General features: G+C 71.6%; 24 protein-coding genes. 9 read left to right on the top strand and 15 right to left on the bottom strand.

Annotated features, from left to right (window positions below):
- Positions 1–13: 13 nt before the first annotated feature.
- The 3 genes from ABWV20_RS08655 to ABWV20_RS08645 form a co-directional block, all read right to left on the bottom strand.
- Positions 14–1,243, bottom strand: coding sequence for an ATP-grasp domain-containing protein (locus ABWV20_RS08655; protein ID WP_353354603.1), 1,230 nt, complete (start codon positions 1,241–1,243; stop codon positions 14–16).
- Positions 1,244–1,306: 63 nt separating this feature from the next.
- Complete coding sequence (locus ABWV20_RS08650) at positions 1,307–1,687, bottom strand: YciI family protein (RefSeq protein ID WP_353354601.1); 381 nt, start codon at positions 1,685–1,687, stop codon at positions 1,307–1,309.
- A 93-nt stretch (positions 1,688–1,780) separates the two neighbouring features.
- Positions 1,781–2,614, bottom strand: coding sequence for an alpha/beta fold hydrolase (locus tag ABWV20_RS08645; protein ID WP_353354599.1), 834 nt, complete (start codon positions 2,612–2,614; stop codon positions 1,781–1,783).
- Between the two features lie 132 nt (positions 2,615–2,746).
- Here ABWV20_RS08645 and ABWV20_RS08640 point away from each other — a divergent pair, with 132 nt between their 5' ends.
- From ABWV20_RS08640 to ABWV20_RS08615, 6 genes are read left to right on the top strand one after another with little or no spacing between them, the layout of a single operon-like run.
- Positions 2,747–3,190, top strand: coding sequence for a hypothetical protein (locus ABWV20_RS08640; protein ID WP_353354597.1), 444 nt, complete (start codon positions 2,747–2,749; stop codon positions 3,188–3,190).
- 47 nt (positions 3,191–3,237) lie between these two features.
- Positions 3,238–3,645: a hypothetical protein gene (locus ABWV20_RS08635; protein WP_353354596.1), complete on the top strand. Its 408-nt coding sequence runs from the start codon at positions 3,238–3,240 to the stop codon at positions 3,643–3,645.
- Positions 3,646–3,690: 45 nt separating this feature from the next.
- The gene (locus ABWV20_RS08630; protein ID WP_353354594.1) at positions 3,691–4,344 is read left to right on the top strand and encodes a VWA domain-containing protein; all 654 of its coding nucleotides are present in this window, start codon (positions 3,691–3,693) and stop codon (positions 4,342–4,344) included.
- Entirely contained in the window at positions 4,337–4,975 is a 639-nt protein-coding gene (locus tag ABWV20_RS08625; protein WP_353354592.1) for a DinB family protein, read from the top strand. The genes ABWV20_RS08630 and ABWV20_RS08625 overlap by 8 nt, the downstream gene beginning before the upstream one ends.
- 55 nt (positions 4,976–5,030) lie before the next feature.
- Positions 5,031–5,453 carry a hypothetical protein gene (locus ABWV20_RS08620; protein WP_353354590.1) on the top strand — a complete coding sequence of 141 codons (423 nt, stop codon included), beginning with the start codon at positions 5,031–5,033 and terminating at the stop codon, positions 5,451–5,453.
- Positions 5,450–6,412 carry a phosphotransferase enzyme family protein gene (locus ABWV20_RS08615; RefSeq protein WP_353354589.1) on the top strand — a complete coding sequence of 321 codons (963 nt, stop codon included), beginning with the start codon at positions 5,450–5,452 and terminating at the stop codon, positions 6,410–6,412. The genes ABWV20_RS08620 and ABWV20_RS08615 overlap by 4 nt, the downstream gene beginning before the upstream one ends.
- 5 nt (positions 6,413–6,417) lie before the next feature.
- Here the strand turns inward: ABWV20_RS08615 and cobA are convergent, their stop codons facing one another.
- From cobA to ABWV20_RS08595, 4 genes are all read right to left on the bottom strand, one after another.
- Positions 6,418–7,641: a uroporphyrinogen-III C-methyltransferase gene (gene cobA, locus ABWV20_RS08610; RefSeq protein ID WP_353354588.1), complete on the bottom strand. Its 1,224-nt coding sequence runs from the start codon at positions 7,639–7,641 to the stop codon at positions 6,418–6,420.
- A gap of 48 nt (positions 7,642–7,689) precedes the next feature.
- A complete protein-coding gene (locus ABWV20_RS08605) occupies positions 7,690–8,451 on the bottom strand; it encodes a phosphoadenylyl-sulfate reductase (RefSeq protein ID WP_353354586.1) in 762 nt (253 codons plus the stop codon).
- Entirely contained in the window at positions 8,448–10,190 is a 1,743-nt protein-coding gene (locus ABWV20_RS08600; RefSeq protein ID WP_353354584.1) for a nitrite/sulfite reductase, read from the bottom strand. Before ABWV20_RS08600 ends, ABWV20_RS08605 begins: the two co-directional genes overlap by 4 nt.
- A gap of 143 nt (positions 10,191–10,333) precedes the next feature.
- On the bottom strand, positions 10,334–10,831 hold the full coding sequence (locus tag ABWV20_RS08595; RefSeq protein ID WP_502901772.1) for a lytic transglycosylase domain-containing protein: 498 nt from the start codon (positions 10,829–10,831) through the stop codon (positions 10,334–10,336).
- Between the two features lie 562 nt (positions 10,832–11,393).
- On the opposite strand from ABWV20_RS08595, the gene ABWV20_RS08590 reads away from it, so the two are divergent.
- A complete protein-coding gene (locus ABWV20_RS08590; RefSeq protein ID WP_353354583.1) occupies positions 11,394–11,822 on the top strand; it encodes a hypothetical protein in 429 nt (142 codons plus the stop codon).
- A 54-nt stretch (positions 11,823–11,876) separates the two neighbouring features.
- Here the strand turns inward: ABWV20_RS08590 and ABWV20_RS08585 are convergent, their stop codons facing one another.
- Positions 11,877–13,247, bottom strand: coding sequence for a family 4 glycosyl hydrolase (locus tag ABWV20_RS08585; RefSeq protein ID WP_353354581.1), 1,371 nt, complete (start codon positions 13,245–13,247; stop codon positions 11,877–11,879).
- A gap of 82 nt (positions 13,248–13,329) precedes the next feature.
- On the opposite strand from ABWV20_RS08585, the gene ABWV20_RS08580 reads away from it, so the two are divergent.
- Together ABWV20_RS08580 and ABWV20_RS08575 are read left to right on the top strand one after the other, a co-directional pair.
- Positions 13,330–14,475, top strand: a complete 1,146-nt coding sequence (locus ABWV20_RS08580) for a carbohydrate kinase family protein (protein ID WP_502901771.1) — start codon at positions 13,330–13,332, stop codon at positions 14,473–14,475.
- 87 nt (positions 14,476–14,562) lie between these two features.
- Positions 14,563–15,789: a hypothetical protein gene (locus ABWV20_RS08575; protein ID WP_353354578.1), complete on the top strand. Its 1,227-nt coding sequence runs from the start codon at positions 14,563–14,565 to the stop codon at positions 15,787–15,789.
- Between the two features lie 70 nt (positions 15,790–15,859).
- On the opposite strand, the gene ABWV20_RS08570 is transcribed toward ABWV20_RS08575, so the two are convergent.
- The 7 genes from ABWV20_RS08570 to ABWV20_RS08540 all read right to left on the bottom strand — a co-directional run bounded on the left by ABWV20_RS08570 (position 15,860) and on the right by ABWV20_RS08540 (position 22,809).
- Positions 15,860–16,600 carry a CPBP family intramembrane glutamic endopeptidase gene (locus tag ABWV20_RS08570; protein ID WP_353354576.1) on the bottom strand — a complete coding sequence of 247 codons (741 nt, stop codon included), beginning with the start codon at positions 16,598–16,600 and terminating at the stop codon, positions 15,860–15,862.
- Between the two features lie 136 nt (positions 16,601–16,736).
- Positions 16,737–17,273 carry a mycothiol transferase gene (locus ABWV20_RS08565; protein ID WP_353354575.1) on the bottom strand — a complete coding sequence of 179 codons (537 nt, stop codon included), beginning with the start codon at positions 17,271–17,273 and terminating at the stop codon, positions 16,737–16,739.
- Positions 17,274–17,397: 124 nt separating this feature from the next.
- The gene (locus ABWV20_RS08560; protein WP_353354573.1) at positions 17,398–18,324 is read right to left on the bottom strand and encodes a carbohydrate ABC transporter permease; all 927 of its coding nucleotides are present in this window, start codon (positions 18,322–18,324) and stop codon (positions 17,398–17,400) included.
- Complete coding sequence (locus tag ABWV20_RS08555; RefSeq protein ID WP_353354571.1) at positions 18,321–19,235, bottom strand: carbohydrate ABC transporter permease; 915 nt, start codon at positions 19,233–19,235, stop codon at positions 18,321–18,323. The genes ABWV20_RS08560 and ABWV20_RS08555 overlap by 4 nt, the downstream gene beginning before the upstream one ends.
- A gap of 98 nt (positions 19,236–19,333) precedes the next feature.
- Complete coding sequence (locus ABWV20_RS08550; RefSeq protein ID WP_353354569.1) at positions 19,334–20,644, bottom strand: ABC transporter substrate-binding protein; 1,311 nt, start codon at positions 20,642–20,644, stop codon at positions 19,334–19,336.
- A gap of 78 nt (positions 20,645–20,722) precedes the next feature.
- Positions 20,723–21,799, bottom strand: coding sequence for a class I mannose-6-phosphate isomerase (locus ABWV20_RS08545; RefSeq protein WP_353354568.1), 1,077 nt, complete (start codon positions 21,797–21,799; stop codon positions 20,723–20,725).
- Positions 21,796–22,809 carry a LacI family DNA-binding transcriptional regulator gene (locus tag ABWV20_RS08540; protein ID WP_353354567.1) on the bottom strand — a complete coding sequence of 338 codons (1,014 nt, stop codon included), beginning with the start codon at positions 22,807–22,809 and terminating at the stop codon, positions 21,796–21,798. Before ABWV20_RS08540 ends, ABWV20_RS08545 begins: the two co-directional genes overlap by 4 nt.
- Between the last annotated feature and the right edge of the window lie 259 nt (positions 22,810–23,068).

Below are 23,068 nucleotides of genomic sequence, written 5' to 3'. Positions count from 1 at the left end.
GGGTCCACGCGTCTCACCCGGCGTGGACCTTGACGGTGCGGCCGATGTCATCGAGCATCGCGCGCACCGTGTCGTAGTCCGGGTGGCGCACCCGCACCCAGGCGTTGGCCATGAACCCGGCCTCGACCGGCTGGGTCGAGTGGCCCACCGGCGGGAAGTGGGCGTCGATGATCCACTCGCCGTGGCGCTGCTGGAGCCGGTCGATCCCGTCGTAGCCCGTCACCACCCCGTCACGGTCCGGTCGGAGCGCGACGAGCCCAGCGGCATACGACCGCTTGAGCTCCTGCTCGGGGCGACCGTGCACGATGACGTGCGCCCACTCCCGGTAGACGTCGACGTCGTTGGCGGCGGAGTAGAGGTCCCAGGCGCCGACGCCCGGTGGGCGGCAGCCGATCTCGGAGAAGCGCAGCCCCTTCGGGCCGTAGAACCACTCCATGTGCGTCGCCGAGGTCTCGATGCCGAGCGCGTCGATGACGCGGCGACCCAGCTCGCGGACCTCGGCGTAGAAGGTGTTGGACGGGTCGTCCACCCGGTTGGTCGTGACGAACTGCGGGGAGATCCAGCGGTGCCGCATCGCCTCGAGCACGTTGGGGTAGTAGTGGGTCACCCAGTCGTGCGCGACCCGTCCGTCGACGGTGATCGTGTCGTAGAAGCCCTCGTGGCCCTCGACGAACTCCTCGATCGCGAGCGAGGTCGCGCCCTCGTCGCCGAAGCGGTGCAGCACCTCGGCGAGCTCGTCGTCGCCGTCGGCCCGCGCCGTGCCCTGGGCGCCCGCGCCGGTGCGCGGCTTGACGATGAGCGGGTAGCCGACGCGGTCCGCGAACTCCTTGGCCTCGGCCGACGACTCGATCGCGGCCGACGCCGCGGTGGGCACCCCCGCCGCACGGAGCACTTCCTTCATCGAGGGCTTGTCGCGGCACAGCCACGTCGTGCGGACACTCGTGCCGGGGATGTTCGTCGCCTGCCGAGCCTGCGCAGCGGGCATCATGTGGGCCTCGATCGTCGCCTCGAGCCCGTCGATCCACACCTGGCCCTGGAAGTGACGGACCGCGTCGATCAGCTGTTGGACGTTGGTGACCGAGCCGACGCGGTAGTAGCCCCGCAGGGCGCTGCGCAGGTCATCGCCGAGGTGGGCCTCGTCGGACTCGCCGATCGCGTAGACGTCCGCCCCCACCGACGCCAGGGCGTGGACGAACCGCCGCTGGTTCGCGGGGAAGGCCGGCTCGACGAAGATGATGTTCACCCCACCGACCCTAGGGGCCGATGGGGTCAACGTCACGGGTGCTCCGGGTGTCCCCCGCGGGGGTCAGGCCCCCTGGGCCCCGGGGTTCTCGCCGAAGTCGGCCTCCTCGAAGACACGGCGGACCTCGACGCTGACCTCCGGGAAGAGGTCGGCGAAGCGCCGCCCGAGCTCGACCGCCTCGGCCTTGTCGGCGACGTTGACGAGGGCGAAGCCGCCGATCACCTCGCGGGCCTCGCTGAACGGTCCGTCGGTCACCGACAGCCCCTTGGCGTCCTTGCGGATCAGCGCGCCCTCGCTGCTCTGGTGGACGCCCTCCGCGGCGAGCAGGACGCCCGACTCCTGGACCTCGCCCATGAAGGCGCCCATCCGGTCGATGAACTCCGGACTCGGGTTCCACGCCTCGGGGAGGCTCTCGTCCAGCTTGTGGATCATCAGGTAGCGCATGTCGGTCTCCTTCGCTGTGGGGCCGGGTCGATCCCCAGCCTTCACCGTCCCGTCGAGTGGCGCACGCCGGTTTCGACACGGGCGGGGGCGGGTTCACTCCGTCATGAAGTCGCTCAGCAGGGCCGCGAACCGCTCCGGCTCCTCGAGGTGCGGGAAGTGTCCCGCCCCGTGGAACAGCTCCACCCGGCTGCTCGGGATGGCCTGGTGGACGGTGGTCGCGTGCCACGCCGGGATCATCCGGTCCCGGGTGCCCCAGACGACGAGGGTGCGGATGTCCGTGTCCATGGGGAGGTGGTCGTGTGCCGTCACCGTCTGGCCTCCGGGGTCGATGACCGCTCGGGTCGTGGCCAGGAAGGCCCGACGGCTGTCGGCATCGCCGAGGGAGGTGAAGCCGCGCCACGCCTCCCGGACGTCCGCCGGGGGACGGAGGCCCAGCCGCCCGACGGCGGAGCCGAGCCCTTCGAGCCGGTCGCGGACCCACCGGGAGGCGATCAGGGGGATCACCAGCTCCGCGCCCGGAAGGGTCGCGGCGCGTAGGACCGGGCTGACGGAGCGGCCCAGGCCACCGCTCGAGACGAGGACGAGCCCGGCGACCCGCTCCGGGAACAGGTAGCAGAACTGGAGGGCGATGCCGCCACCGAGGGAGTGACCGACGAGGGTGACCCGGTCGATGCCCAGCCGGTCGAGGAGGTCGCGGAGGGTTGCCGCGTGAGCACCGAGCGAGTAGTCGCCCATCGGCTTGTCCGAGGCGCCGTGCCCGAAGAGGTCGGGCACGACGACCCGGTGGCTGGTCTCGAGGCAGGTGACGAGATGGGACCAGTTGGCGTTCGTCCCGAGGAGCCCGTGGATGAAGAGGACGGCCGGTCCGGCACCGCTGTCCACGTAGGCCAGCCGATGGCCGTGCAGCGTCGCGGTGTGGGCGCTCATCGGTCCGCCTTTCCGGGCTCGTCCTGCGGTTTGGCGATGTCGTACTCATTGGTAACCTACGCTTCCGTAGGTTACCGGGTCAAGGGTCCCGCACTAGGGTCCCGGACTAGGGTCCCGGACTAGGGTCCCGGCATGGCGACCTTCCGCGTGCTCCTCCCCTCGCCACTGCCAGCTCCCGAGACGTGGCGGCGCGTCCTGGACCTGCGCGCGCACGACCGAGTCGTGCCACTGACCCGCATCGCGAGCGGGATGGTGGGCGCCGAGGAGCTCGCGCCCGGCGCCAGGTTCGTCGCCCGGACGGGGCTCGGACCGGTCGCGTTCGACGACCCCATGGTGGTGGACGAGATCACCGCGCCTGCGGGGCAGGATGCGGGCCTGGCCCGCATCCGCAAGGAGGGGCGAGTCGTCCGGGGGTGGATCGAGCTGCGCGTCACGCCCCGGACAGCCGGGTCGCTGGTCGACTGGCGGCAGGAGATCCGGATCACCGGGGTACCCCGCGCGTTCGGGTGGCTGACCGCGCGAGCCGGCCGAGCGGCATACGGCAGGACGTTGCGGCGCCTGCTCGCCGAGGAGTAGTGGCTTAGCCTATTGCGGCACCGCAGTTAGTGCGGTATCATCGTGGTATGCCAGCCCCGAAGTCCCCGAGCCCCGTCGCTCTCGCCGTCGCTGCGGCGGAGGAGGCCCTGCGGCACGTCGACCCCGACCGGCCGGGATCTGCCCTTCCGCACCTGCGGGCCGCGCAGGACCACCTCACCGAGGCGATCGACGAGGCCATGGCGGCCGCGGTCCTCGCCGAGGGCAGCACGATCCGGACCGCCGGCTCCCTCGCCGGCCTCTCCGAGAACGCCGTCGGCCCCCGACTGGCCCGCACCTCCCTGCTCTCCGCCTACGCCGCGCCCGACGGCACCCGCGTCACCGCCTCGGGGGTCGAGCGTGCGCGGTACGACCTCGAGGAGGGGCGCCACCGCCGCGCCGAGCCCGAGACGGCCCCACCCAGACCGATGCGCTTCCGGGCTCGCCGCACCACCTGAGCCCCGGCAGCCGACCAGGCTCGCCCACACCCCGAGGAGGGACCCATGACCAACCCGAACCTCACGCACATCGCCTTCCTGCTCGACCGCAGCGGTTCGATGCAGACGATCAAGGACGACACCGAGGGCGGCTTCAACGCCTTCATCGCCGAGCAGCGGAAGCAGGACGGCGAGTGCCGCGTCACCCTCGCGCAGTTCGACAACGAGTACGACGAGGTCTACCGCGACCTGCCGATCGCCGAGGTGCCGCCGCTGCACCTCGCGCCCCGCGGCTCGACCGCCCTGCTCGACTCCATCGGCCGTCTCGTGACGACGACTGGGGAGCGTCTGGCGGCCCTGCCGGAGGACGAGCGCCCCGGGATGGTCATCATCGGCATCATGACCGACGGCCACGAGAACGCCTCGCGCGAGTGGAGCCACGCCGCGGTCAAGGCCCTCATCGAGCAGCAGACCCAGGCCTACCACTGGCAGTTCCTCTACATGGGCGCCGACCAGGACGCCATCGAGGTCGGCTCCAGCATCGGGGTCGCCGCCGCCAACGCGATGACCTACAGCCGCGGCAGGGTCCACGCGATGATGTCCGCCACGTCCCGCAACATCGGTCGCACCAGGGCTGCGATGGCCGCGGGAGCGACCCCCGAGGAGGCCGCCAAGCTCATCGCCTTCGATGACGAGCAGCGTGCGGCCTCCCGTGACTGATCCCGGCCGCGACGAGCAGCAGAGCGGGGCCACGAGTGCATCCTTGTCGTCCGGTCCGACCCGCTGGACCAGGTCGACGGTGTATCGCGACATGTGGGTGGACCCCGCCGACGACGCCCGTGAGAGCGCCGAGGAGGCCACGGACGAACGCGGGATCCTGCTCGGCTACCTCCGCTACTACCGGCTGACGCTGGAGATGAAGTGCGCGGACCTCGACGCCGAACAGCTCGCGCGCCGGTCGGTGCCCCCCTCCACCATGTCCCTCCTCGGCATCGTGCGGCACATGGCCGAGGGCGAGCGGCACCTGCGCCGGGTCATGGCCGGGGAGAACGCACCGAAGCTGTACTGCACGGACGAGGACCGCGACGGCGACTGGAACGGCGCGACCGCCGACCCCGAAGTCGTGGCGGAGGCGTGGCGGACCTGGCGTGACGAGGTCGAGCGCACCGACCGCTTCGTCGCCGGGGTCGCCGATCTCGGCACCCGCAATGCCGGTGTCTCCGACTTCGGTCCCGATGGGGCCGACCTGCAGCTTCGCGACATGCTGGTGGCGCAGGTCGCCGAGTACGCGCGGCACTGTGGCCACGCCGACCTCCTCCGTGAGCGCATCGACGGCCGCGTCGGACAGTAGCGACCCGACCGGCGTGGAACCGCGAGCCGGCGGCGGCCACGAGTACGTTGTGCCCATGACAAGCGTGCACGGTGGCGGCGCCGACGTGGCGGAGCGCGACGAGCAGGAGTTCGTCGTGGCCATTCCCGGCTCGGCTCCCCGGCCCGAGCCTCGTCCGACACGGATCAGCCGCGTCGGTGCCGCCCTCTTCTGGGTCGCTTTCGGCTGGTGGCTGTTCGCAGCCGTGCGCGTCGGCAGCGACCTCGCGCAGGCAGGCTTCGTCGACGGGAGCTTCCGGCAGGTCCCCGGCGCCACCGTCCTCGACGCCGTCCAGGACGCGACCGACGGCGGCGGGGCCGAGCTCGTCGCGCTGGTGGGCCTGTCCCTCACCGCCGCCATCGTGCTCCTCGTGCGTCGGGGTCGACGGCTGCTCGGCTCCGCGGCCGTGGTCCTTGCGGCGGCGTCGGTCGCCGACGCCTGGTGGCACCTGGTTCCGTGACCCTCGCCGAGCCCCGAATGCTCTCCGTCGCAGATGCAGGAGCCCTGGCCGCCGCCTTCGGTCTCGACGGTGAGGCAGTGCTCACGGGTACCGTGGCCCGGGGCCAGCTGGGGCAGATCTGGCGGCTGCAGGTCGACGGCACGACATGGGCGGTCAAGGAGTGGTTCGCGTCGCCCGACGTCACCGCGGTCGAGGCCGACCACGGTTTCTCCGAAGCCGCCCTGGCCGCAGGTGTCTTCACCCCGCGTTCTCGTCCCTCCGTCGAGGGGACCGTCCTGGCCGAGGTGTCCGGCACGCCGGTGCGGCTCATGGAGTGGGTGGACCTCGCCCCGCGGAGTCGGCAGCTGGACCCAGCCCAGGTCGGACGGACGGTCGCGCACCTGCACCGGGCCGGCGCGCCCACGTCGGAGCGGGTGGGCAACTGGTTCGCCGTCGGCGTCGGCGAAGCAGCATGGCGAGAGATGCATCGACGGCTCGTCGCCGCGCGGGCGCCCTTCGCCGACGAGCTCGAGGCGCTGCTGCCCGAGCTCGTGGCCGTCGAGGGCGTCATCGAGCCACACGAGCATCCCCGGGTGTGCCACCGGGACCTGTGGGCCGACAACGTCCTGGCGAGCGCAGACGGACGGGTGTGCGTCATCGACTTCGAGAACATGGGCCCGGCCGACCCGTCCCACGAGCTGGCCATGGTGCTCTACGAGTTCGGCGACGACGACCCTGACCGAGCGCGGCTGCTCCATTCCGCCTACGTCGAGGCGGGTGGTCCGGCTCGGGTGAGGCGACGTGGCCACTTCACCATGCTCGTCGCCGAGCAGGCCCACATCACCAGCTATGCGTGCGCTCGCTGGATCGGCGAGACCGACCCCGCAGAGCGGGACCGGCTGGAGGCGTGGTTCCGCGAGACACCGCAGGACCCGGTGACGCTCGACCGGATCGACCGGATCCTGGCGGCGGTCGTCTGACCGCGTCAGGCCGGACGCGCACGCTCCCAGTCGGGGCCGAGCCGGACGACGTCGCCGACGACGATGACGGCCGGTGACTCGACCGAGCGCTCCCGGGCCAGCTCGGCGATGGTGGACAGGGTGCCGACAGTCGTCCGCTGGGTCGGCGAGAAGCCGCGCTCGACGATCGCGACGGGGCAGTCCGGCGAGCGGCCCTGAGCGACCAGCGCACCCATGGTCTCCTCGAGGAGGCTGACGCCCATGAGCAGGACGAGGGTGTGGTCGCCGCCCGTCGGAAGCCCGGGGACCGACTCGTGGCCGGTCACGACGGTGAAACCGCGCGCCACCCCGCGGTGCGTCACCGGGATCCCCGCGGCGGCGGGGACCGACACCGCGCTCGTCACACCGGGGACGACCTCGACAGCCACGCCGGCGGCCTCGCACGCGTGGCGCTCCTCGCCGCCGCGTCCCAGCACATAGGGGTCGCCGCCCTTGAGGCGCACCACGCCCAACCCGCGGCCGGCCTCCTCCACGAGGATCTCGTTGATGCGCCACTGCGGAACGGCATGGTGTCCGGGCGTCTTCCCGACGTCGATGACGCGCACCGAGGCCGGCAGCCGCTCGACGACCGCACGCGGTGCGAGCCGGTCGACGACGACGACATCGGCAGAGCGGAGCAGCTGGTGGCCCCGCGCCGTGAGCAGCCCGTCGACGCCCGGCCCACCACCCACGAGCGCGACCCACCCAGCGGAGCGGTGCTCGCGGGTCCGGCGGAGGTCCAGGCGCCCCTGCGTGACGGCGTCCGCGACCCCGTCGCGAAGCGAGGTGGCCAGGCCGGGGTCCCCAGCGGCATACGTGCTGATGGTGACCCTGCCGTGGGCAGTGGTCACGTCTGCCCGGGCCGGCACGCTGACGGCCGTTGCCGAGGCCTCCGTCGCGTCGACACACCAGATCCTCAGCCCCTCCGCGTCGCCGGCCACCTGCCGGTCGACGTGGGGCTCCCCGGCCGCGGTGTGGACGAGCCAGGCACCCTCGAGGTCGGTGGCACCGGCGTACTCGCGGGCCTGCCACTCGACGGCGCCGTCGATCACGAGGTCGCGCAGGTCCTCGCACACCCACGGCGCGATGACCCGCACCACGGCACCCTCCTGCGCGAAGGCCCGCACGCGACGAGCGGACACGGGACCGCCCCCGACGGCGACGACGAGGCGACCCGACAGGTCGACCACGAGCGGGAGAGCGGACTTCATGGGTGCTCCTCGATGCGGCCGCGCGTCACCCGCGCACCGGCCGGCAGGTCAGGTGTGCAGGCCGCACTCGGTCTTGGCGAAGCCGGCCCACCGCCCGGCCCGAGGGTCCTCGCCGGGCTCGACCCGGCGCGTGCACGGCTCACAGCCGATGGAGGGGTAGCCGTCCGACAGGAGGGAGTTGACCTCGACCTGGTGCTCGACGGCGTAGTCCTGGAGCTCGTCGAAGGTCCACGCCGCGAGCGGGTTGATCTTCACCAGGCCGTTCTTGGCGTCCCAGGTGACGAGCGGGGTGTCCGCCCGGGTCGGGGCCTCCTCCCGACGCACCCCGGTCACCCAGGCCTCGTAGAGCGGCAGCGTCCGGGCGAGCGGCTCCACCTTGCGCAGCTGGCAGCACAGGGCCGGGTCGCGCTCGTAGAGGCGGGGGCCGTACTGCGCGTCCTGCTCGGCGACGGTCTGGGCCGGCGTGACGTTGACGAGGGTGATCGGCAGGTCCGCGGCGACGATGTCCCGGGTGACCAGCGTGTCCGAGAAGTGGTAGCCGGTGTCCAGGAAGAGGACGTCGACGCCCGGCGCGTGCTGGGCCACGACGTGCGGCAGGACGGCGTCGGCCATCGAGCAGGCCACCGCGAGGGATCCGGTGAAGTGCTCCGCGGCCCAGGCCGCCACCTCGTCGGCGGTGGGCTCGTCGTCGGGGTCCGCCGCGAGCCGGGCCTCCAGCCGGGCGGTGAACTCGGCGACGATCGCCGTGAGCTCCTCCTCGGTGCGACGGCGACGGGGCACCTTGGGCGTGGCGACGGAGACGGTGCTCACCGGAGCTCACCGTCCTCGGCGCGCAGGGCCCACGCAGCGAAGGTCTCGCCCTCGTCACGCTGGGCGATGAAGGTCCGCACGACCCGCTCGACGTAGTCGGGCAGCTCGGCGGCGGTGACCTTGAGGCCGCGCACGGTGCGCCCGAGTCCGGCTTCGTCCCGCTCCACGGTGGCGAGGCCGCCGCCCAGGTGCACCTGGAAGCCGGCCTGCTGGACCGGCCCGTCGGGGCCGTCGACGGTGACGATCTGGCCCTTGAGCCCGATGTCCGCCGTCTGGATCCGCGCGCAGGAGTTCGGGCACCCGTTGAGGTTGAGCTGGATCGGGGTGTCGAGCGTGCCGTCGGCGACGACGTCGGCGAGGCGCCGTTCGAGCTCGGTGATCGCAGCCGCCGCCGTGTCCTTGGTGTCGACGATGGCCAGCTTGCAGAACTCGATTCCGGTGCATGCCATGGTCGTGCGCCGGAAGGGGCTCGGCTGGGCGGAGAGGCCGAGACCCTCGAGCCCTGCGACGAGTCGCTCGAGCCCGGCCTCGGGGACGTCGAGGATGACGAGCTTCTGGTGGGCGGTGAGCCGCACCCGACCCGCGCCGACCTCGTCGATGAGGTCGGCCAGCTCGCTCAGGACCGGCCCGCCCACCCGTCCGACGACGGGCGCGGCGCCGACGTAGTAGCGACCGTCCTTCTGGAGGTGGACACCGACGTGGTCGCCGGGGCCGGTCGCCGGCTCGGGGGCAGGACCGTCGGGCAGCGGGTGACCGAGGTAGTCGTCCTCGAGGACCTGCCGGAACTTCGCGGGGCCCCACTCGGCGAGGAGGAACTTCAGCCGCGCCTTGTTGCGCAGCCGACGGTAGCCGTAGTCGCGGAAGATCTGGATGACGCCGTGCCAGACGTCGGCCGCCTCCTCCTCGGAGACGAAGACGCCGAGTCGCTCGGCCAGGCGCGGCGAGGTGGAGAGGCCGCCCCCGACCCACAGGTCGTAGCCGGGCCCGAGGTCAGGATGGACGACGCCGACGAGCGAGATGTCGTTGATCTCGTGGACCACGTCGAGGCTGGGGTGCCCGGTGATCGCCGTCTTGAACTTGCGCGGCAGGTTGGCCAGCTCAGGGTCCCCGATCCAGCGGCGCTTGATCTCGAGGATGACCGGGGTGGGGTCGATGATCTCGTCGGCGGCGATGCCGGCGACGGGGCTGCCGAGGAAGCCACGCGGCGTGTCGCCACATGCCGTGGTCGTCTCCAGACCGACGGACTCGAGCCGTCTCCAGATCTCGGGGACGTCCTCGATACCGATCCAGTGGTACTGGATGTTCTGCCGGTCGGTGATGTCCGCGCTCCCGCGGGCGAACGCGGTGGAGATCCCGCCGAGGACCCGCAGCGCCTCGGGGGAGAGGGCCTGGCCATCGGTGCGCACCCGGAGCATGAAGTAGCGGTCGCTCAGCTCGTCGTCGCTGAGCTGGGCGGTGCGACCACCGTCGATGCCGGGCTTGCGCTGCGTGTAGAGGCCCCACCAGCGGAAGCGGCCGGTGAGGTCCTGGGCCGGGATGGCGTCGAAACCCTGGGTGGCGTAGATCGTCTCGATCCGCTCGCGGACGGCGAGGCCGCCTTCCTCCTGCTTCCACACCTCGTTGGCGTTGAGCGGGGCCGGGCCGTCGACCTTCCACTGACCGTTGGAGCGGTCGGCGCGCGGCGGCCGGGCGGCCGGACGGGCGGGCGTGGCTGCGCCGGGGATCTCAGTGACGGTCATGTAATGCAATGTATAACCGTCACTTATCTATGCCCAAGCCCGTCCATGATCTGGGCCAATCCCACCGCCCGGGTGGGAATGGGGCCGAGGCCGTATGCCGCTGGGCTCGGCGGGTGCCCCGAGCGCGGCGGGGAGCCCCGTCGTCACGGGCCGGCGACGAAACCGCCCATCACGGAGTCGTAGAGGTCGAGCACCGTCGCGAGGTATCGCCGGGAGTGGTTGTAGGAGAGGATCGCCTCCTCGAGGTCCTCCTGCCTTGACAGGTCGCGCCCGGCCGCGCACAGATAGCGTCCTGCGGCGAGCGCTGCGTCCTCGACGTTCTGCGGGTCGGCGACCCCGTCGCCGTTTCCGTCGGCACCCCAGACCCGCCAGGTGCCGGGGATGAACTGCATCGGGCCGACGGCGCGGTCCCAGACCGGGTCGCGGTCGAGCTGCCCACCGTCACTATCGCGGATCGCGGCGAAGCCACCGCCGGAGAGCGACGGCCCGATCACCGGCGGGACGACGTTGTGGCGGGCGTCGAGCCGACGGCCGCGCAGGGAGCTCGACTCGACCTCGCCGATGGCCATCAGCAGCGCGAACGGCAGGTGGCAGCGGCGGGGCAGGGCGTCGGCAGCCTTCTGGTAGGCAGCGCCGAGCACGTCGTACTTGGTCCGCCTGCGGCTCGGGACCGCACCGGCACCGGGCGCGATGGGCGGGGTCCGGAGGTCGGGCGGGGGCCTCCAGTCAGAGGTGCGACCGGGAGCGGCGGATCCGCCGCCCGGCTCGAGCCGGGCGGTCGCGACGTAGCCGGCGGTGACCCTGACGACGTCGTAGAGCCGGAGCAGCGACTCGCCCGCCCCCCACCCCAGGCGTCCGGCCGGCGCGACCGGCGACGGGGACTCGACGTGGGGCCCACCTGGGTCGCCACCGGGGCGCCCGGCGACGGGCTGGGGGTCGGACTGGCCAGGGCGGCGGGCGCGGGCGCGGCCAGCGCGGCGCAGAGCACGGCGACCACACCCCCGGCGCGCACAGGCACCCGCCCTCCTCGCGACGACCCCATCCCCACCCCTCGACCATACGTGCCCGCTCGCCTCCGGGCGACCTGATCGAGCCGTCCCACGGCCGGCAGGGCTCGATAACCGCTCGATAACCCGTTGACTTTGGAGAGTTGCGCTATCCAGTATTGGAGAGTTCCACTATCCAGCAACCCGAAGGACGGTCATGGACCAGGTCCTGCTCTCCGACAGCTCGCGGGTTCTCGCGGGGATCCTCTTCCTGTCGCTCGTCACCGTCGAGACCGGCGGCCTCTACCTCGTCAGGGTCGTGACGGGCAGGGCGGGCGTGACGCCGTTCCAGGAGAAGTTCGCGCGGGCCGGCCACGCCCATGCCGGCGTCCTGCTCGTCCTCGCGCTCGTGTGCCAGCTCTTCGTGGACCAGACGGGCCTGACCGGCGTCTGGGAGTGGGTGGCCCGCTCCGGCGTCGCGGCTGCCGCGCTCCTCATGCCGGGCGGGTTCTTCTTCGCGTCCATGGGACGTGGTCGCGACCGGCCCAACCGCCTCATCGCGCTGGTCTTCGCCGGCGCGCTCCTGCTCGCGGTGAGCCTCGCCACGCTGGGGGTCGGCCTGCTCCTCGGCGGAGGGAATGACTAGCCCGAGCGGCCCCTCGATCCCCGCCCGCGACCGCGCCGGTGGGCCCCTCGGGAGTCAGCGGAACCCCGCGTAGAACGGTGCGAGCCGCTCCCGGTAGCCGCTCCAGAGCTCCCGTGCGACCGACACCGAGTCCACGAGGGGGTGGGAGGCCAGCGCCTGGACCGCCACGGCGGCCGACCCCTCCCGGCACGCCCGGACCACCAGCTCGTCGACGGCCTTGACCTGCTGCACGAGCCCGAGCTCGCGGCCGCGGAGCGGACTGACCGGCAGCGTCACCGGGCCGGCAGCCGTGACCAGGCACGGCACCTCGACCACCGCGTCGTCCGGCAGCCCGGGGACGGTGCCGCGGTTCCGGACGTTGAGGATGAGGGTCGCCGGATCGTCCCGGGCGATGGCGCCCATCAGGGCGAGCGCCACGCCTTCGTAGCCGCCGCCCTCGATGTCCGCCTCGGTGCGCTCCGGTCCGTCGTCTCCGTCCCCACCGGCTCGCGTCTCGGCCATGTAGGTCGCGTTGCGCTCCCGCCGCACGGCGTCCCAGATCTCGAGCGCCCGGGCCGGTGCCGCCTCCACCGCGGCGTAGAAGTCGGACTGCTGCCCGAGCAGGAACTCCCCGCGCGTCTGTGCCGACTCGCGGATCCGGGCGATCGCGTCCCTCGTGAAGTCGTAGTACCAGAGGTACTCGTTGGGGATCGCCCCGATCGACTGCAGCCACTCGGCGCCGAAGAGATGGCCCTCCTCGAACCCCTCCAGCCGGTGCCGGTCGGCGAGCAGCTCGGGCAGGACGTTGCGCCCGCCGGCGCTCAGCCCGTGGAGCCAGCCGAGGTGGTTGACCCCCGCATAGTCGATGACGACGTCGCCGAGGGACAGCCCCAGCGCCCCCGCTGCGCGCTTCGCGAGGCCGAGCGGCGAGTCGCAGATCCCCACGACCCGCTCGCCGAGCACCGTCTGCATCGCCTGGGTCACCAGGCCCGCCGGGTTGGTGAAGTTGATGACCCACGCGTCCGGGGCGAGGAGCGCCACTCGCTCCGCGACGGCGAGCGCCACAGGGACGGTTCGCAGCCCGTAGCCGACCCCGCCCGCGCCCGTGGTCTCCTGCCCGAGCAGACCCAGCCCGAGGGCGAGGCGCTCGTCGACGACCCGCCCCTCGAGGCCACCGACGCGGATGGCGGAGAAGACGAAGTCGGCCCCCTCGAGCGCGCTGTCGAGTGAGGTCGTCGTCGTGACCCGCGCGGGGGCCGGCTCCCCAGACCCTGCCGTATGCCGCTGGGCCTGCTCCGCGAGGACGTGACCGATGGCGCCCAGCCGGGTCACGTCGGTGTCGTGGAGGGCCACCTCACGGATACCGCGGGCGACTCGTTGACCGAGCACAGCGGCATACACCAGGGGGACCCGGAAACCCCCTCCACCGAGGATGGCGAGCTTCATGACCGCACCATGCCTGCGACCGTACCAACCCGGCTGGCCCGGTCCCGTAAACCACGGGACCCCGCCCTCGGCGTGCGCCATCATGATGGGGATGCCGCAGAACACCTTCGACCCGCTGAGCGCCCGTCGGACAGCCGACGCGCCGGACGTCGACGTCTTCGTGTGGGGGACGGTCTTCCTCGACCTCGTCTTCGCCGGGCTGTCGAGCGCTCCGAAGCCGGGCACCGAGGTGTGGTCCGAGGGGCTGGCCTCCTGTCCGGGCGGCATCGCGAACCTCGCCGTGGCCACGCGGCGCCTCGGGCTGCGCACCTCGCTGGCCGCCGCCTTCAGCGATGACGACTACGGCGACTTCTGCTGGCGCATCCTCGAGGAGCAGGAGGGGATCGACCTCCGTCGCAGCCGGCGGTTCGCCGAGTGGCACAGCCCGGTCACGGTGTCGATGGCGTTCGCGGGGGACCGCACCATGGTGTCGCACGGCCATCCCCCACCCGTGACGTCGGTCGAGCTGATCGGGGACCCGCCCCGGTCCCGGGCCGTCATGGTCGACCTCGCCGAGCAGGGCCTCTGGGAGCCGACCGGTCTCGAGGGCCGGGCCGGCGACAGCTGGGTCGATGCCGCGCGGCGAGGCGGGGCGCTCGTGTTCGCCGACGTGGGCTGGGACCCGGAGGAGCGCTGGGACCGCTCGGTCCTCGACCGGCTGAGCCACTGCGACGCGTTCCTGCCCAACGCCGTCGAGGCGATGGCCTACACCGGCACGAGCTCTCCGCAGGACGCCCTCTTCGCCCTCGCGGACCGCGTCCCGATCGCCGTGGTGACCAACGGGCCCGAGGGGGCACTCGGCATCGACACGCGGACCGGCGAGGAGGCGCAGGTTCCCTCGCTGCGGGTCCGGGAGGTCGACGCGACCGGTGTGGGCGACGTCTTCGCCGCCGCGATGCTCGTCGGCACGCTCGCCGAGTGGCCGCTCTCGCACCGGATGTCGTTCGCGAGCCTGGCGGCCGCGCTCGCGCTGCAGCAGTACGGAGGGTCGCTCGCCGCCCCCGGCTGGGGCGACATCGCCGACTGGTGGACCAACGTCTGCTCGGACGGGTGCGACGACGCCTACCACCGGTCGCTCCGGCGGCGCTATGCCTTCCTCGACGACATCGTGCCGCGCGTCCCCGTCACGGCCTGCCGGCGGGCGACGGCGACGATCGCCCGCCGCGCCGACGTGCAGGACGTTCGCTGACGGCCCCACTCGAGTGGCCCCACGGTCCACAGAAGACGGTTCGCCCTGAATGTGCTGGTCCCTGGATTTGCTGGCAGAGTTGGGTGAGTGGCACCACGATGGCTGAGGATCCGTGTCGACCTGGTGGCCGGACGTGGAGAGACCCTCCGCCCGGCCCCGGGGCGCATCATGCTCGTCCCGCCGACGGCCACCTTCGAGGACTTCGGGCTCGGGGTCGACCTCGCCCTCGGACGGTGGGACGTGACGCACCGGCGGTCCTTCCGGGCCGGTTGGCACGGGCGCCACGAGCGCCGGGGTGCCGGCAGCGGTGAGCTGCCGCCCGACCGCACGGTGCATGGCCAGGTGTCCAAGGGGATGCAGTTCGAGTACCTCTTCGACGACGACGAGAAGTGGATCCACGAGTGCGTCGTCGAGGAGTTCGTCGCCCGCCGCGAGGTGGAGGGGCGCGCGCCGATCCCGGTGCCGGTGCTCGGGTGGGGGCCGGTCCCGGACCAGTTCGGCCGGACGGTCCCCGAGGAGGTCGGCCTGCCCGACAGCGCCGACCGGGCCGAGCCGGTTGAGCCGACTCCCACCCCCACGCCGCCCGCCCGCTCGACGAAGTCCAGGCGGCGGCACCGCGGGACCGCGACGCCGCTCGACCTGACCGCGGTGCGGGCCGCCTCCCGTCGGAGCGACGTCGGCGCCCTGCTGGAGGGCATCGAGGGTCGCGACCTCGGACCAGCGCTCCAGCAGGTCGGGGACGCGTTGCTGCGCACGTATCGGTCCGCCGAGCCCGCTGACCAGGAGCGCCTCGTGACGTCGCTGCGCGAGATCGAGTCGCTGCTCGGCCACCGGGGCTGGGAGGGCGACGAGGTCCTCGCCGAGGAGATCGACGTCGTGCTCAGCGGCCCCGAGCGGCGCGGTCGCACCCTCAGCGTCGACATCGAGGAGCTGTCCGAGGTCATGGCCAACGGCGGTGACGACCCGGGCGGCTACCTCCACCTCGACACCGGGGAGGTCGTCTACGCGTTCATCCACCACGGCATGGACGACCTCGACACCCCGGAGCCGGAGGAGGAGGTCGACAACCTGTGGATCTACGTCGACCACGACACCGAGGCCGCCTATGCGGACATGGCGGCCTTCGCCGAGGCCGCCTCCGATCGCTTCGCGGGGATCCTGTCCGTCGCGATCCGCGGCAAGGGGGCGTTCGCCCGGTTCCGGCGGACGGTGGACGAGCTCGATCTCTGGGGCGAGTGGCAGGTCTTCTCGGACGACCGGGCGTTCGGCCGGGCCCGGGCGCTGCTGCGCTCCCAGGGCATCAGGCCCGTCTGACGCCGGGTCGCACCCCCTCGGTCGAGTGGCCCCGTCATCCACAGGTGGACGACGGGGCCACTCGACGGGGTCAGACCAGGCGCCAGGCGACGAGGCCGAAGAGCACTCCGAGGGCGTTGGTCGCCCAGTGCATGCCCACGCTGGCGAGCAGGCTGCCCGTCCGTCGGCGAAGCTCACCGGCGACGAGCCCGCCGAGGGCGGTGAAGAGCACCGTGCCCGCGACGCTGGCGGCCTGCTGCCAGGCGCCGAGGCCGACCATCGCGGCGCCGAGCGCGGGGTTGGCGGTGACGGCAGCCGAGGCGGGAAGGACGTGCCAGAGGCCGAAGAGCAGCGAGGAGCCGACGACGACCTGCCACATCCGGGCGTGCCGGGACAGGAACGCCCACAGGACGGACCGGAAGGCGACCTCCTCGAGGAGGATCGTCCCGACGGGGATGATGACGAAGGCCGTGAGCAGCGCGCTGGCAGGCGGCAGGTGGTAGCGCGCGTCGAGGAACGCCGTGCGGGTTTGGGGGAGGAGCACTCCGGCGAGGTAGACGAGGGCGACGACGCCGATGACACCCAGGCCCCACTGCACGCCCACGACATGGGTGCGACGGCTCAGGCCGAGCTGCCGCCAGGTGAGGCCGGAGAATCGGGCGAAGGCGAGCAGGCCGAGCGCACCGAGCGGGCCGAGCCAGATCGACTCCCACCCGAAGACATGGTTGGCCAGGTTGAGGCCGACGAGGACGAGCACCACCAGAGCCGTCGGCCAGACACCCGGGCGGCGCCTTGTGGGCGCGGGGCGGGTGGCGGCGGCTGCGACGGTCATCGTCTCGAGGGTCGCACGCATAGTGGTGAGTTACCCAACGGGGTCCGCTCCGTGGGCAGGATGTCTCGCCTGATCTGCCCCGTCAGCCACCGGGACCACAGGCACCTCATGGGCCCCCCGGTGCCCCGGAGGTCACTCAGGTGCGGCGCCGGACCATCCCGCGGACGTACTGGGCCTGCCCCAGATGCTTGGCGGCGTCGTCGAGGACCGAGACGAGGCGCACGGAGACCGTGACCGGCGGGTCCCAGTTGCGGTCGATCACCGTGGCGTAGTCGTCCGCGCTGAGACCGCGGACCACCCTCAGGGTGAGCTCGTTGACGGCATCGTGGTAGCCGATGAGCAGACTCGGGTCGGTGAGGGCGAAGGCGCCGACCTCCGCCGAGGTCATCCCGTAGCCGTGCGCGTCCACCGGGTAGGGCAGGTCGAACCGTTCGGCCCACTCGCCCGAGCGCCACACGGAGGGGACGTGCCCGAGGTGGGACAGCTGCTCGTCCTGCTGCCGAGTGAGGTGCCAGACGAGCCAGGCGATGTGGTTGGCGTCGCGGTCGGGTCTCCAGAGCAGCTCGTCGGCGCTCAGGCCGTCGACGACGGCGGGGACGCCTTCACGGATCCGCCCGAAGCCGTCGATGAGGAGCTCGGTGGCGATGCCTGCGGTGCTGCGCGTGTCGGCCATGCCCCCCAGCATCCCGCCCCCCAGCCCCAATCGAAAGAGCAGTTCGCGACACGTCGCCGGGGGCTTCCGCCCCCGGGGTGTCGCGAACTGCTCTTTCGATTGTCGCGAACTGCTCTTTCGATGGTTACTTGACGGAGCCGCTCATCAGGCCGCCGATGAAGTAGCGGCCGAGCAGGATGTAGACGAGCAGGGTCGGCAGCGAGGCGAGCAGGACGCCCGCCATGATCGACGGGTAGTCAGGGTTCTGCCCACCCGCGAGCTCGTTGAGGGCGTAGGTCACGGGCCCGGTGTTGCGGTTCGTGAGGAACAGGGCGAAGAGGAAGTCGTTCCACGCCGAGGTGAACTGCCAGATCATCGTGACGACGAACCCGGGCGCCGAGATCGGCAGGACGATCGAGCGGAAGGTGCGCAGCATCCCCGCCCCGTCGACCTTGGCCGCCTCGAGGATCTCGTTGGGCAGCGCCGTGGCGTAGTAGTTCCGGAAGATCAGCGTGCAGATCGGGATGCCGAAGATCACGTGGACGGCGATCAGCTTGGCGATCCCGTCGAACCACGAGAAACCGGGAGTCCCCTGGACGTCCAGCAGCATCCCTTGCAGCGGGATCATCACGGCCTGGTAGGGGATGAACATCCCGAACAGGAAGAGGGTGAAGATCGTCGTCGCACCCGGGAAACGCCACTTGGCGAAGACGAAGCCGTTGAGCGAGCCGAGGGCCGCCGACAGCACGGCCACCGACGTCGCCAGGATCACGGAGCGGAACAGGGCCGGCGAGAGCGAGTCCCAGGCCGCTCGCCAGCCGTCGACCGACCAGGCGCTCGGGAAGGTCCAGGCCTGACTCGCGTTGACGTCCTCGCTCCGCTTGAAGCTCGTCACGAAGAGGACGTAGAGGGGGATGAGGATGAGGACGACGAAGAGGATGAGGAGCGCGTAGCGCAGGGTCCGGCCCAGCGCCGTGCCCTCCGTGCCGGGAGCCTTGCCGGTGGAGACGCGTCCCCCGAGCGCGTCGGTGCCCGGGGCCACCGGCGCCGTCTGTGCCGTTGCCGTGGTCATCCGCGGGTCTCCTTCTCCGTCTTGTTCGTGTAGATCAGGTAGGGCACGACGACGAGGGCGACGAGGACGAGCAGGATCGTCGCGTTCGCCGCGGCCGCGGTCGGGTTGTTCTGCTGGAACATCTGCGTCCACATCAGGGTCGCCGGCACCGAGGCCTTGTAGGAGTTCTGACCGGCGATGGCGTAGATGAGGTCGAACATCTTCATCGACATGTGCCCGATGATGATCAGCGCCGACAGGGCGATCGGCGAGAGCTGAGGGAAGAGGACGTGCCGGTAGATCTGCCGCTCACTCGCACCGTCGATCCGCGCCGCCTCCCGCTGGTCGTCGGAGATGCCGCGGAAGCCGGCGAGGAAGAGCGCCATGACGTAGCCGGAGAGCTGCCAGATCGCGGGGATCGCCATGGCCGCCATGGACAACGAGTTGGGCGACTGCCACCAGGAGCTCTGGAAGCGCTCGAGCCCCATCATCGCGAGCAGCTGGTTGAGGCCGACCGCCTGCTCCCCCTTGCCCGGGGAGAGCAGCCAGCGCCAGACGATGCCGGCCGCGATGAACGAGATGGCCATCGGGAGCAGGTAGATGGAGCGGAAGACACCCTCGGCGTTGACGCCCTTCTCCAGCAGAACGGCCCAGAGGAGGCCGAATACCATGGTTCCTGCGACGAAGACGACGGTGAGCACGAGCAGGTTGAACAACGCGTGCTGGTAGCCCTCGTCGCCGAGCAGGTTGGTGTAGTTCTCGACCCCGCCGGGGTTGGTCACGCGTTTGGTCGCGCGGGTCACGGTGCGGTCGAGCGAGGTCATGACGTTCTGGAGGATGAGCCAGTAGACGAAGATCCCCACCACGATGACGGACGGCAGCACCAGCAGGAAGCCGGGCAGCCAGTCACGGACCTTGGTTGCCGTGCGCATGTGCGTCTCCTTGGAAGGACGGGAGGAGCGGGAGGGGCCGTATGCCGCTGAGCTGGCTCAGCGGCATACGGCTCACTTCCCTTGATGCTGAGTGTGACTCAGGGCAGGTACTTCTTGGCGGCAGCGGCCAGGTCGGTGACGAGCCCAGCGTCGTCCTTGGTCGTGTAGAACTTGCTGATCGCGGTGCTCATGTCAGCGTTCCACGCCAGGGACACGGCCGCACCATGGGCGATGGACGAGACGATGTCGTTCGTCTTGAAGGCCTCCATCGCGGACTGCTGGTAGGGCGGGAAGTCCGTCGCCGGCACGTCGGTGCGGGCGGGGATGGAGCCCTTGGCCAGGTTGAAGGCCTTCTGGCCCTCGGCCGAACCGATCAGCATGAGCCAGTCCTTCGTGCCGCCGGGGTTCTTCGTGCCCTTGGGGAGGGTGAACGAGTCGGCGAGGAAGTCGAAGACGCCCTCCTGGCCGGGAACGGCGAAGTACTGGTAGTCCGTCTGCTCCTTCTTGCCCTTGGCGGCGAACTCGGCCACGGCCCAGTCGCCCATCACGTTGTAGGCGGCCTTGCCGTCGATGACCATGTCGGTCGCGACGGGCCAGTCGTCACCGTCGGAGGCGGTGTTGGCGTAGGTCAGGAGCGTCTTGTAGTCGGCCGCGGCCTGCTTGACCTCGGGGGAGTCCCACGCGGTCTTGCCGTCGAAGAGGCCGTTGTACTTCTCGACTCCGAGATCCGAGATGAGGATCGTCTCGAAGAGCTGGAGCTGTGTCCACGTGCCGGCGACGGAGAGCGGCGTGGCGACACCGGAGGCCTTGACCTTCTCCATGTCGGCGATCCAGCCCTTGATGTCGGTGGGGACGGCGTTGATCCCGGCCTTCTTGAGCACCTCGGTGTTGGCCCACACGACGTTGGCGCGGTGGATGTTGGATGGCACCGAGTAGATGTTCCCGTCCACGGTGAGGCGGTCGAGGAGGTTCTTCGGGAAGACCTTGTCGCCACCGAGCGCCTGGATGACGTCGTTGACCGGCTCGATCTGCTCTGCGTCGATGTAGTCGAGCAGCTCCGCGCCCGCGTGGCCCTGGAAGGAGCCGGGCGGCTGGTTGTTCTTGAGGTCGGAGGCCAGCTTCGCCTTGGCGTTCGAGCCCGCGCCGCCGGCCACGGCGAGGTTGACGAACGTGTCGTTGGGATACTTCTCCTTGAAGAGCTTCTCGAGCTCGTCGAGCCCCTTCTTCTCGGAGCCGGCAGCCCACCAGGTGAAGACGCCGACCTCGCCACCGGCTCCGCCCGCTGTCGTCGCGAGCGACGACGTCTGACCACCGGGCGTCCCCTCTGGCTCGTTCGACGACCCGCACGCGGCGAGGCCGAGTGCGGCGATCGTCGCGATCGCCACGGTTGCAACAGACCTGTTGCGCATTGATCCTCCTCGTTCCTGCCATGCCTGCGGGGTGCCGGCACGGCGTGGTGGTGTGTGCCCGGAAGCGGGCTGGTTGTGCTAGCTGGGTCCGCTCACGCGGTCGGTCGAGGGCGCGCCGGTGGGGGCCGGCGGCGACGCGTCGGACGGGGGCATGCAGCGGATGACGGTGACGTGGCCCTCGAGGCGCACCTCTCCCGCGCCGTGGGGGACGAGCAGGACGTCTCCGGCCGCGATGTGCCTCCCGCCGCCGTTCGGGTGCTCGGTCGAGAGCCTCCCGCGCCCCTCGACGACCACGGTCACCGCGAAGGCGGCGTCGACGACCACGGGCTCGCCGTCGACGCGGACGACCTGCGCGCGGAAGAACTCGGCCGCCTCATCGGGCAGGGCGGAACCGGCTCCGCGGACCTCGGTCCAGCGCCGGCGCAGCCGGGCGAGGCCGTCAGACGTGAGCCGGTCGCGCGTGACGCTTGCGAGCGCGGTGGGTCGCGGCAGGCCGAGGAAGGCATGGTCCTCGTCCAGCCCGAAACGGGCGTGCTCGAGCATGACCGAGAAGTCCGTCGGCTCCTGGAGCTCGACGAGCAGGACGCCCTCGCCGATGGCGTGCGGCTGCCCGGCCGGCACGAGGATCGCGTCCCCGGCCGTCACCGCGATCGGGTTGAGGGCATCGAGCAGCCGCTCGTCCTGGGCCTCGACGAGGGCGGCCAGCTCGTCCGCCGCGATCCCGTCGCGGAACCCGACCCAGACGGTGGCGCCCGGCTCCGCGCCGATGATGATCCACGCCTCGGTCTTGCCGTGGTCGCAGTCGAGGTGGCGCACGGCGAAGGCGCGGTCCGGGTGCGAGTGCACCGGGAGGCGCTCGCCGCTGTCGAGCAGCTTGGTCAGCAGGCCGGGCTCGACGCCGTGCCGTGCCACGTGGGCGGCGCCGAGCCAGCCCTCGGGGTCGGCCTCGAGCGCCGACGGCAGGTCGGTGCCGTCGAGCCGGGTGACGCCCCCGCCGCCCTCGGCGAAGAGGTGCGTCGTCGACGCCAGCCAGTCCTCGGGGCGGTGCCCGTCGAAGTCTGCCGGGACGGGCAGCCCGCGGAACGCGAGGATGCGCTCCCCGCCACGGTAGAAGCGGCGCGGGGTGTTGAGCACCAGCGGCTCGACGGTCGTCATGAGGCACTCACCTTCCGCACGTCCCGGTCCGGTCGGCGGGGCGCGCCCGACGCCCGGACGATGAGCCTCGTGGGCAGGACGAACGTCTGGGCCGGCCCCTCGTCACCGAGCAGCCGCGCGAACAGCTGCTGGGCCGCCTTCTGCCCCATGGCGGCTGGGTCCTGGTGGACGACGGTGGCCGCAGGCTCGACGACGTCGGACAGCTCGAAGTCGTCGTAGGCGACGAACGACAGCTGGGTGGCCCAGGCGTGCAGCGAGGTGAGGGCCGGGATCGTCACCCGGGTGTTACCGGTGATGACCGCTGTGACCGGGTTGGGCCCGGACATCCACCGCGTCAGCGCGGCGCGCACGGTCTCCGGCGTGTGCGGGCCCATGGCGACGAGCGGCGTGCCGGGGAGCCGCAGGTCGCGCAGCGTCGCGATGAAGCCCTCCCGGCGCTGCCTGGCCGTCCACACGTCGGGCGAGTCTCCGAGGAAGCCGATCCGACGGTGGCCATGCGCGACGAGGTGCTCCACGGCGCTGCGGATCCCGCCGAGGTTGTCCGACAGCACGGTGTCGACCGGTGTCTCGCTGCGGACGGGCCGGTCCAGGTAGACAACGGGGGTCCGGCTGGCGATGACCGTCGGGTCGGCGACGGGCGTCTCGCCGGCCGGCACGACGACGAGGCCGTCCACCCGACGGGCCACCAGCCCCTTGAGGACGGAGCGCTCCCGGGTCGGTGAGCCCTCGGCAGAAGCCGTCACGAGGAGGTAGCGGTGGATCCGCGCCTCTCGCTCGACGGCGGCGCCGATGTGCGAGTAGAACGGGTCGGCGAGGTCCTCGACGACCAAGCCGATGGTGAAGGTGCGGCCCTGACGGAGGGTGCTGGCACTGTCGCCGCGCCGGAAGCCGACGCGCTCGATGACGGCCCGGACCCGCTCCGCCGTGTCCGGGCGGACGCCCGGCTCATGGTTCACGACGCGGGAGACCGTTTTGACGGATACGTGAGCTTCGGCTGCGATGTCGGCCATTGTCGGCCGGCTCGTCCGATCACGTGACTCCGCTGTCATGTCCTGATGACAGCAGAGCGCCTGTGTGAGGGCAACGGCATGTGACCGTCCCGTGACCCGCTGACTGCTTCTTGTCCGATGCCTTGTCCGATCAGGACAACGCCTCCGTCGCGAGACCGGCCTCCGTGGGGGTCGGCGGTCCGGTGGAGGGACGTGCCTCGACGGCCGCAGTCGTATGCCGCTGGGCTCAGTCGGCGCTACCGTGCCGTGTGAGCCACTG

It is taken from the genome of Intrasporangium sp. DVR (genome assembly GCF_040365325.1).
Lineage (GTDB): Bacteria > Actinomycetota > Actinomycetes > Actinomycetales > Dermatophilaceae > Intrasporangium.
The sequence above is the reverse complement of the archived record's forward strand: the minus strand, read 5'-3'. Positions and strand labels throughout refer to the sequence as shown.

Coding starts and splice junctions, on each gene's coding strand:
- ABWV20_RS08635 (WP_353354596.1), top strand. CDS start 3,238: ATGCCAGCCCCGAAGTCCCCGAGCCCCGTCGCTCTCGCCGTCGCTGCG.
- ABWV20_RS08580 (WP_502901771.1), top strand. CDS start 13,330: ATGATGGGGATGCCGCAGAACACCTTCGACCCGCTGAGCGCCCGTCGG.
- ABWV20_RS08650 (WP_353354601.1), bottom strand. CDS start 1,687: ATGCGCTACCTGATGATCCACAAGCTGGACGAGAGCCTCCCCGAGGCG.
- ABWV20_RS08545 (WP_353354568.1), bottom strand. CDS start 21,799: ATGACGACCGTCGAGCCGCTGGTGCTCAACACCCCGCGCCGCTTCTAC.
- ABWV20_RS08620 (WP_353354590.1), top strand. CDS start 5,031: ATGACAAGCGTGCACGGTGGCGGCGCCGACGTGGCGGAGCGCGACGAG.
- ABWV20_RS08645 (WP_353354599.1), bottom strand. CDS start 2,614: ATGAGCGCCCACACCGCGACGCTGCACGGCCATCGGCTGGCCTACGTG.
- ABWV20_RS08590 (WP_353354583.1), top strand. CDS start 11,394: ATGGACCAGGTCCTGCTCTCCGACAGCTCGCGGGTTCTCGCGGGGATC.
- ABWV20_RS08630 (WP_353354594.1), top strand. CDS start 3,691: ATGACCAACCCGAACCTCACGCACATCGCCTTCCTGCTCGACCGCAGC.
- ABWV20_RS08570 (WP_353354576.1), bottom strand. CDS start 16,600: ATGACCGTCGCAGCCGCCGCCACCCGCCCCGCGCCCACAAGGCGCCGC.
- ABWV20_RS08550 (WP_353354569.1), bottom strand. CDS start 20,644: ATGCGCAACAGGTCTGTTGCAACCGTGGCGATCGCGACGATCGCCGCA.
- ABWV20_RS08555 (WP_353354571.1), bottom strand. CDS start 19,235: ATGCGCACGGCAACCAAGGTCCGTGACTGGCTGCCCGGCTTCCTGCTG.
- ABWV20_RS08640 (WP_353354597.1), top strand. CDS start 2,747: ATGGCGACCTTCCGCGTGCTCCTCCCCTCGCCACTGCCAGCTCCCGAG.
- ABWV20_RS08585 (WP_353354581.1), bottom strand. CDS start 13,247: ATGAAGCTCGCCATCCTCGGTGGAGGGGGTTTCCGGGTCCCCCTGGTG.
- ABWV20_RS08565 (WP_353354575.1), bottom strand. CDS start 17,273: ATGGCCGACACGCGCAGCACCGCAGGCATCGCCACCGAGCTCCTCATC.
- ABWV20_RS08540 (WP_353354567.1), bottom strand. CDS start 22,809: ATGGCCGACATCGCAGCCGAAGCTCACGTATCCGTCAAAACGGTCTCC.
- cobA (WP_353354588.1), bottom strand. CDS start 7,641: ATGAAGTCCGCTCTCCCGCTCGTGGTCGACCTGTCGGGTCGCCTCGTC.
- ABWV20_RS08600 (WP_353354584.1), bottom strand. CDS start 10,190: ATGACCGTCACTGAGATCCCCGGCGCAGCCACGCCCGCCCGTCCGGCC.
- ABWV20_RS08560 (WP_353354573.1), bottom strand. CDS start 18,324: ATGACCACGGCAACGGCACAGACGGCGCCGGTGGCCCCGGGCACCGAC.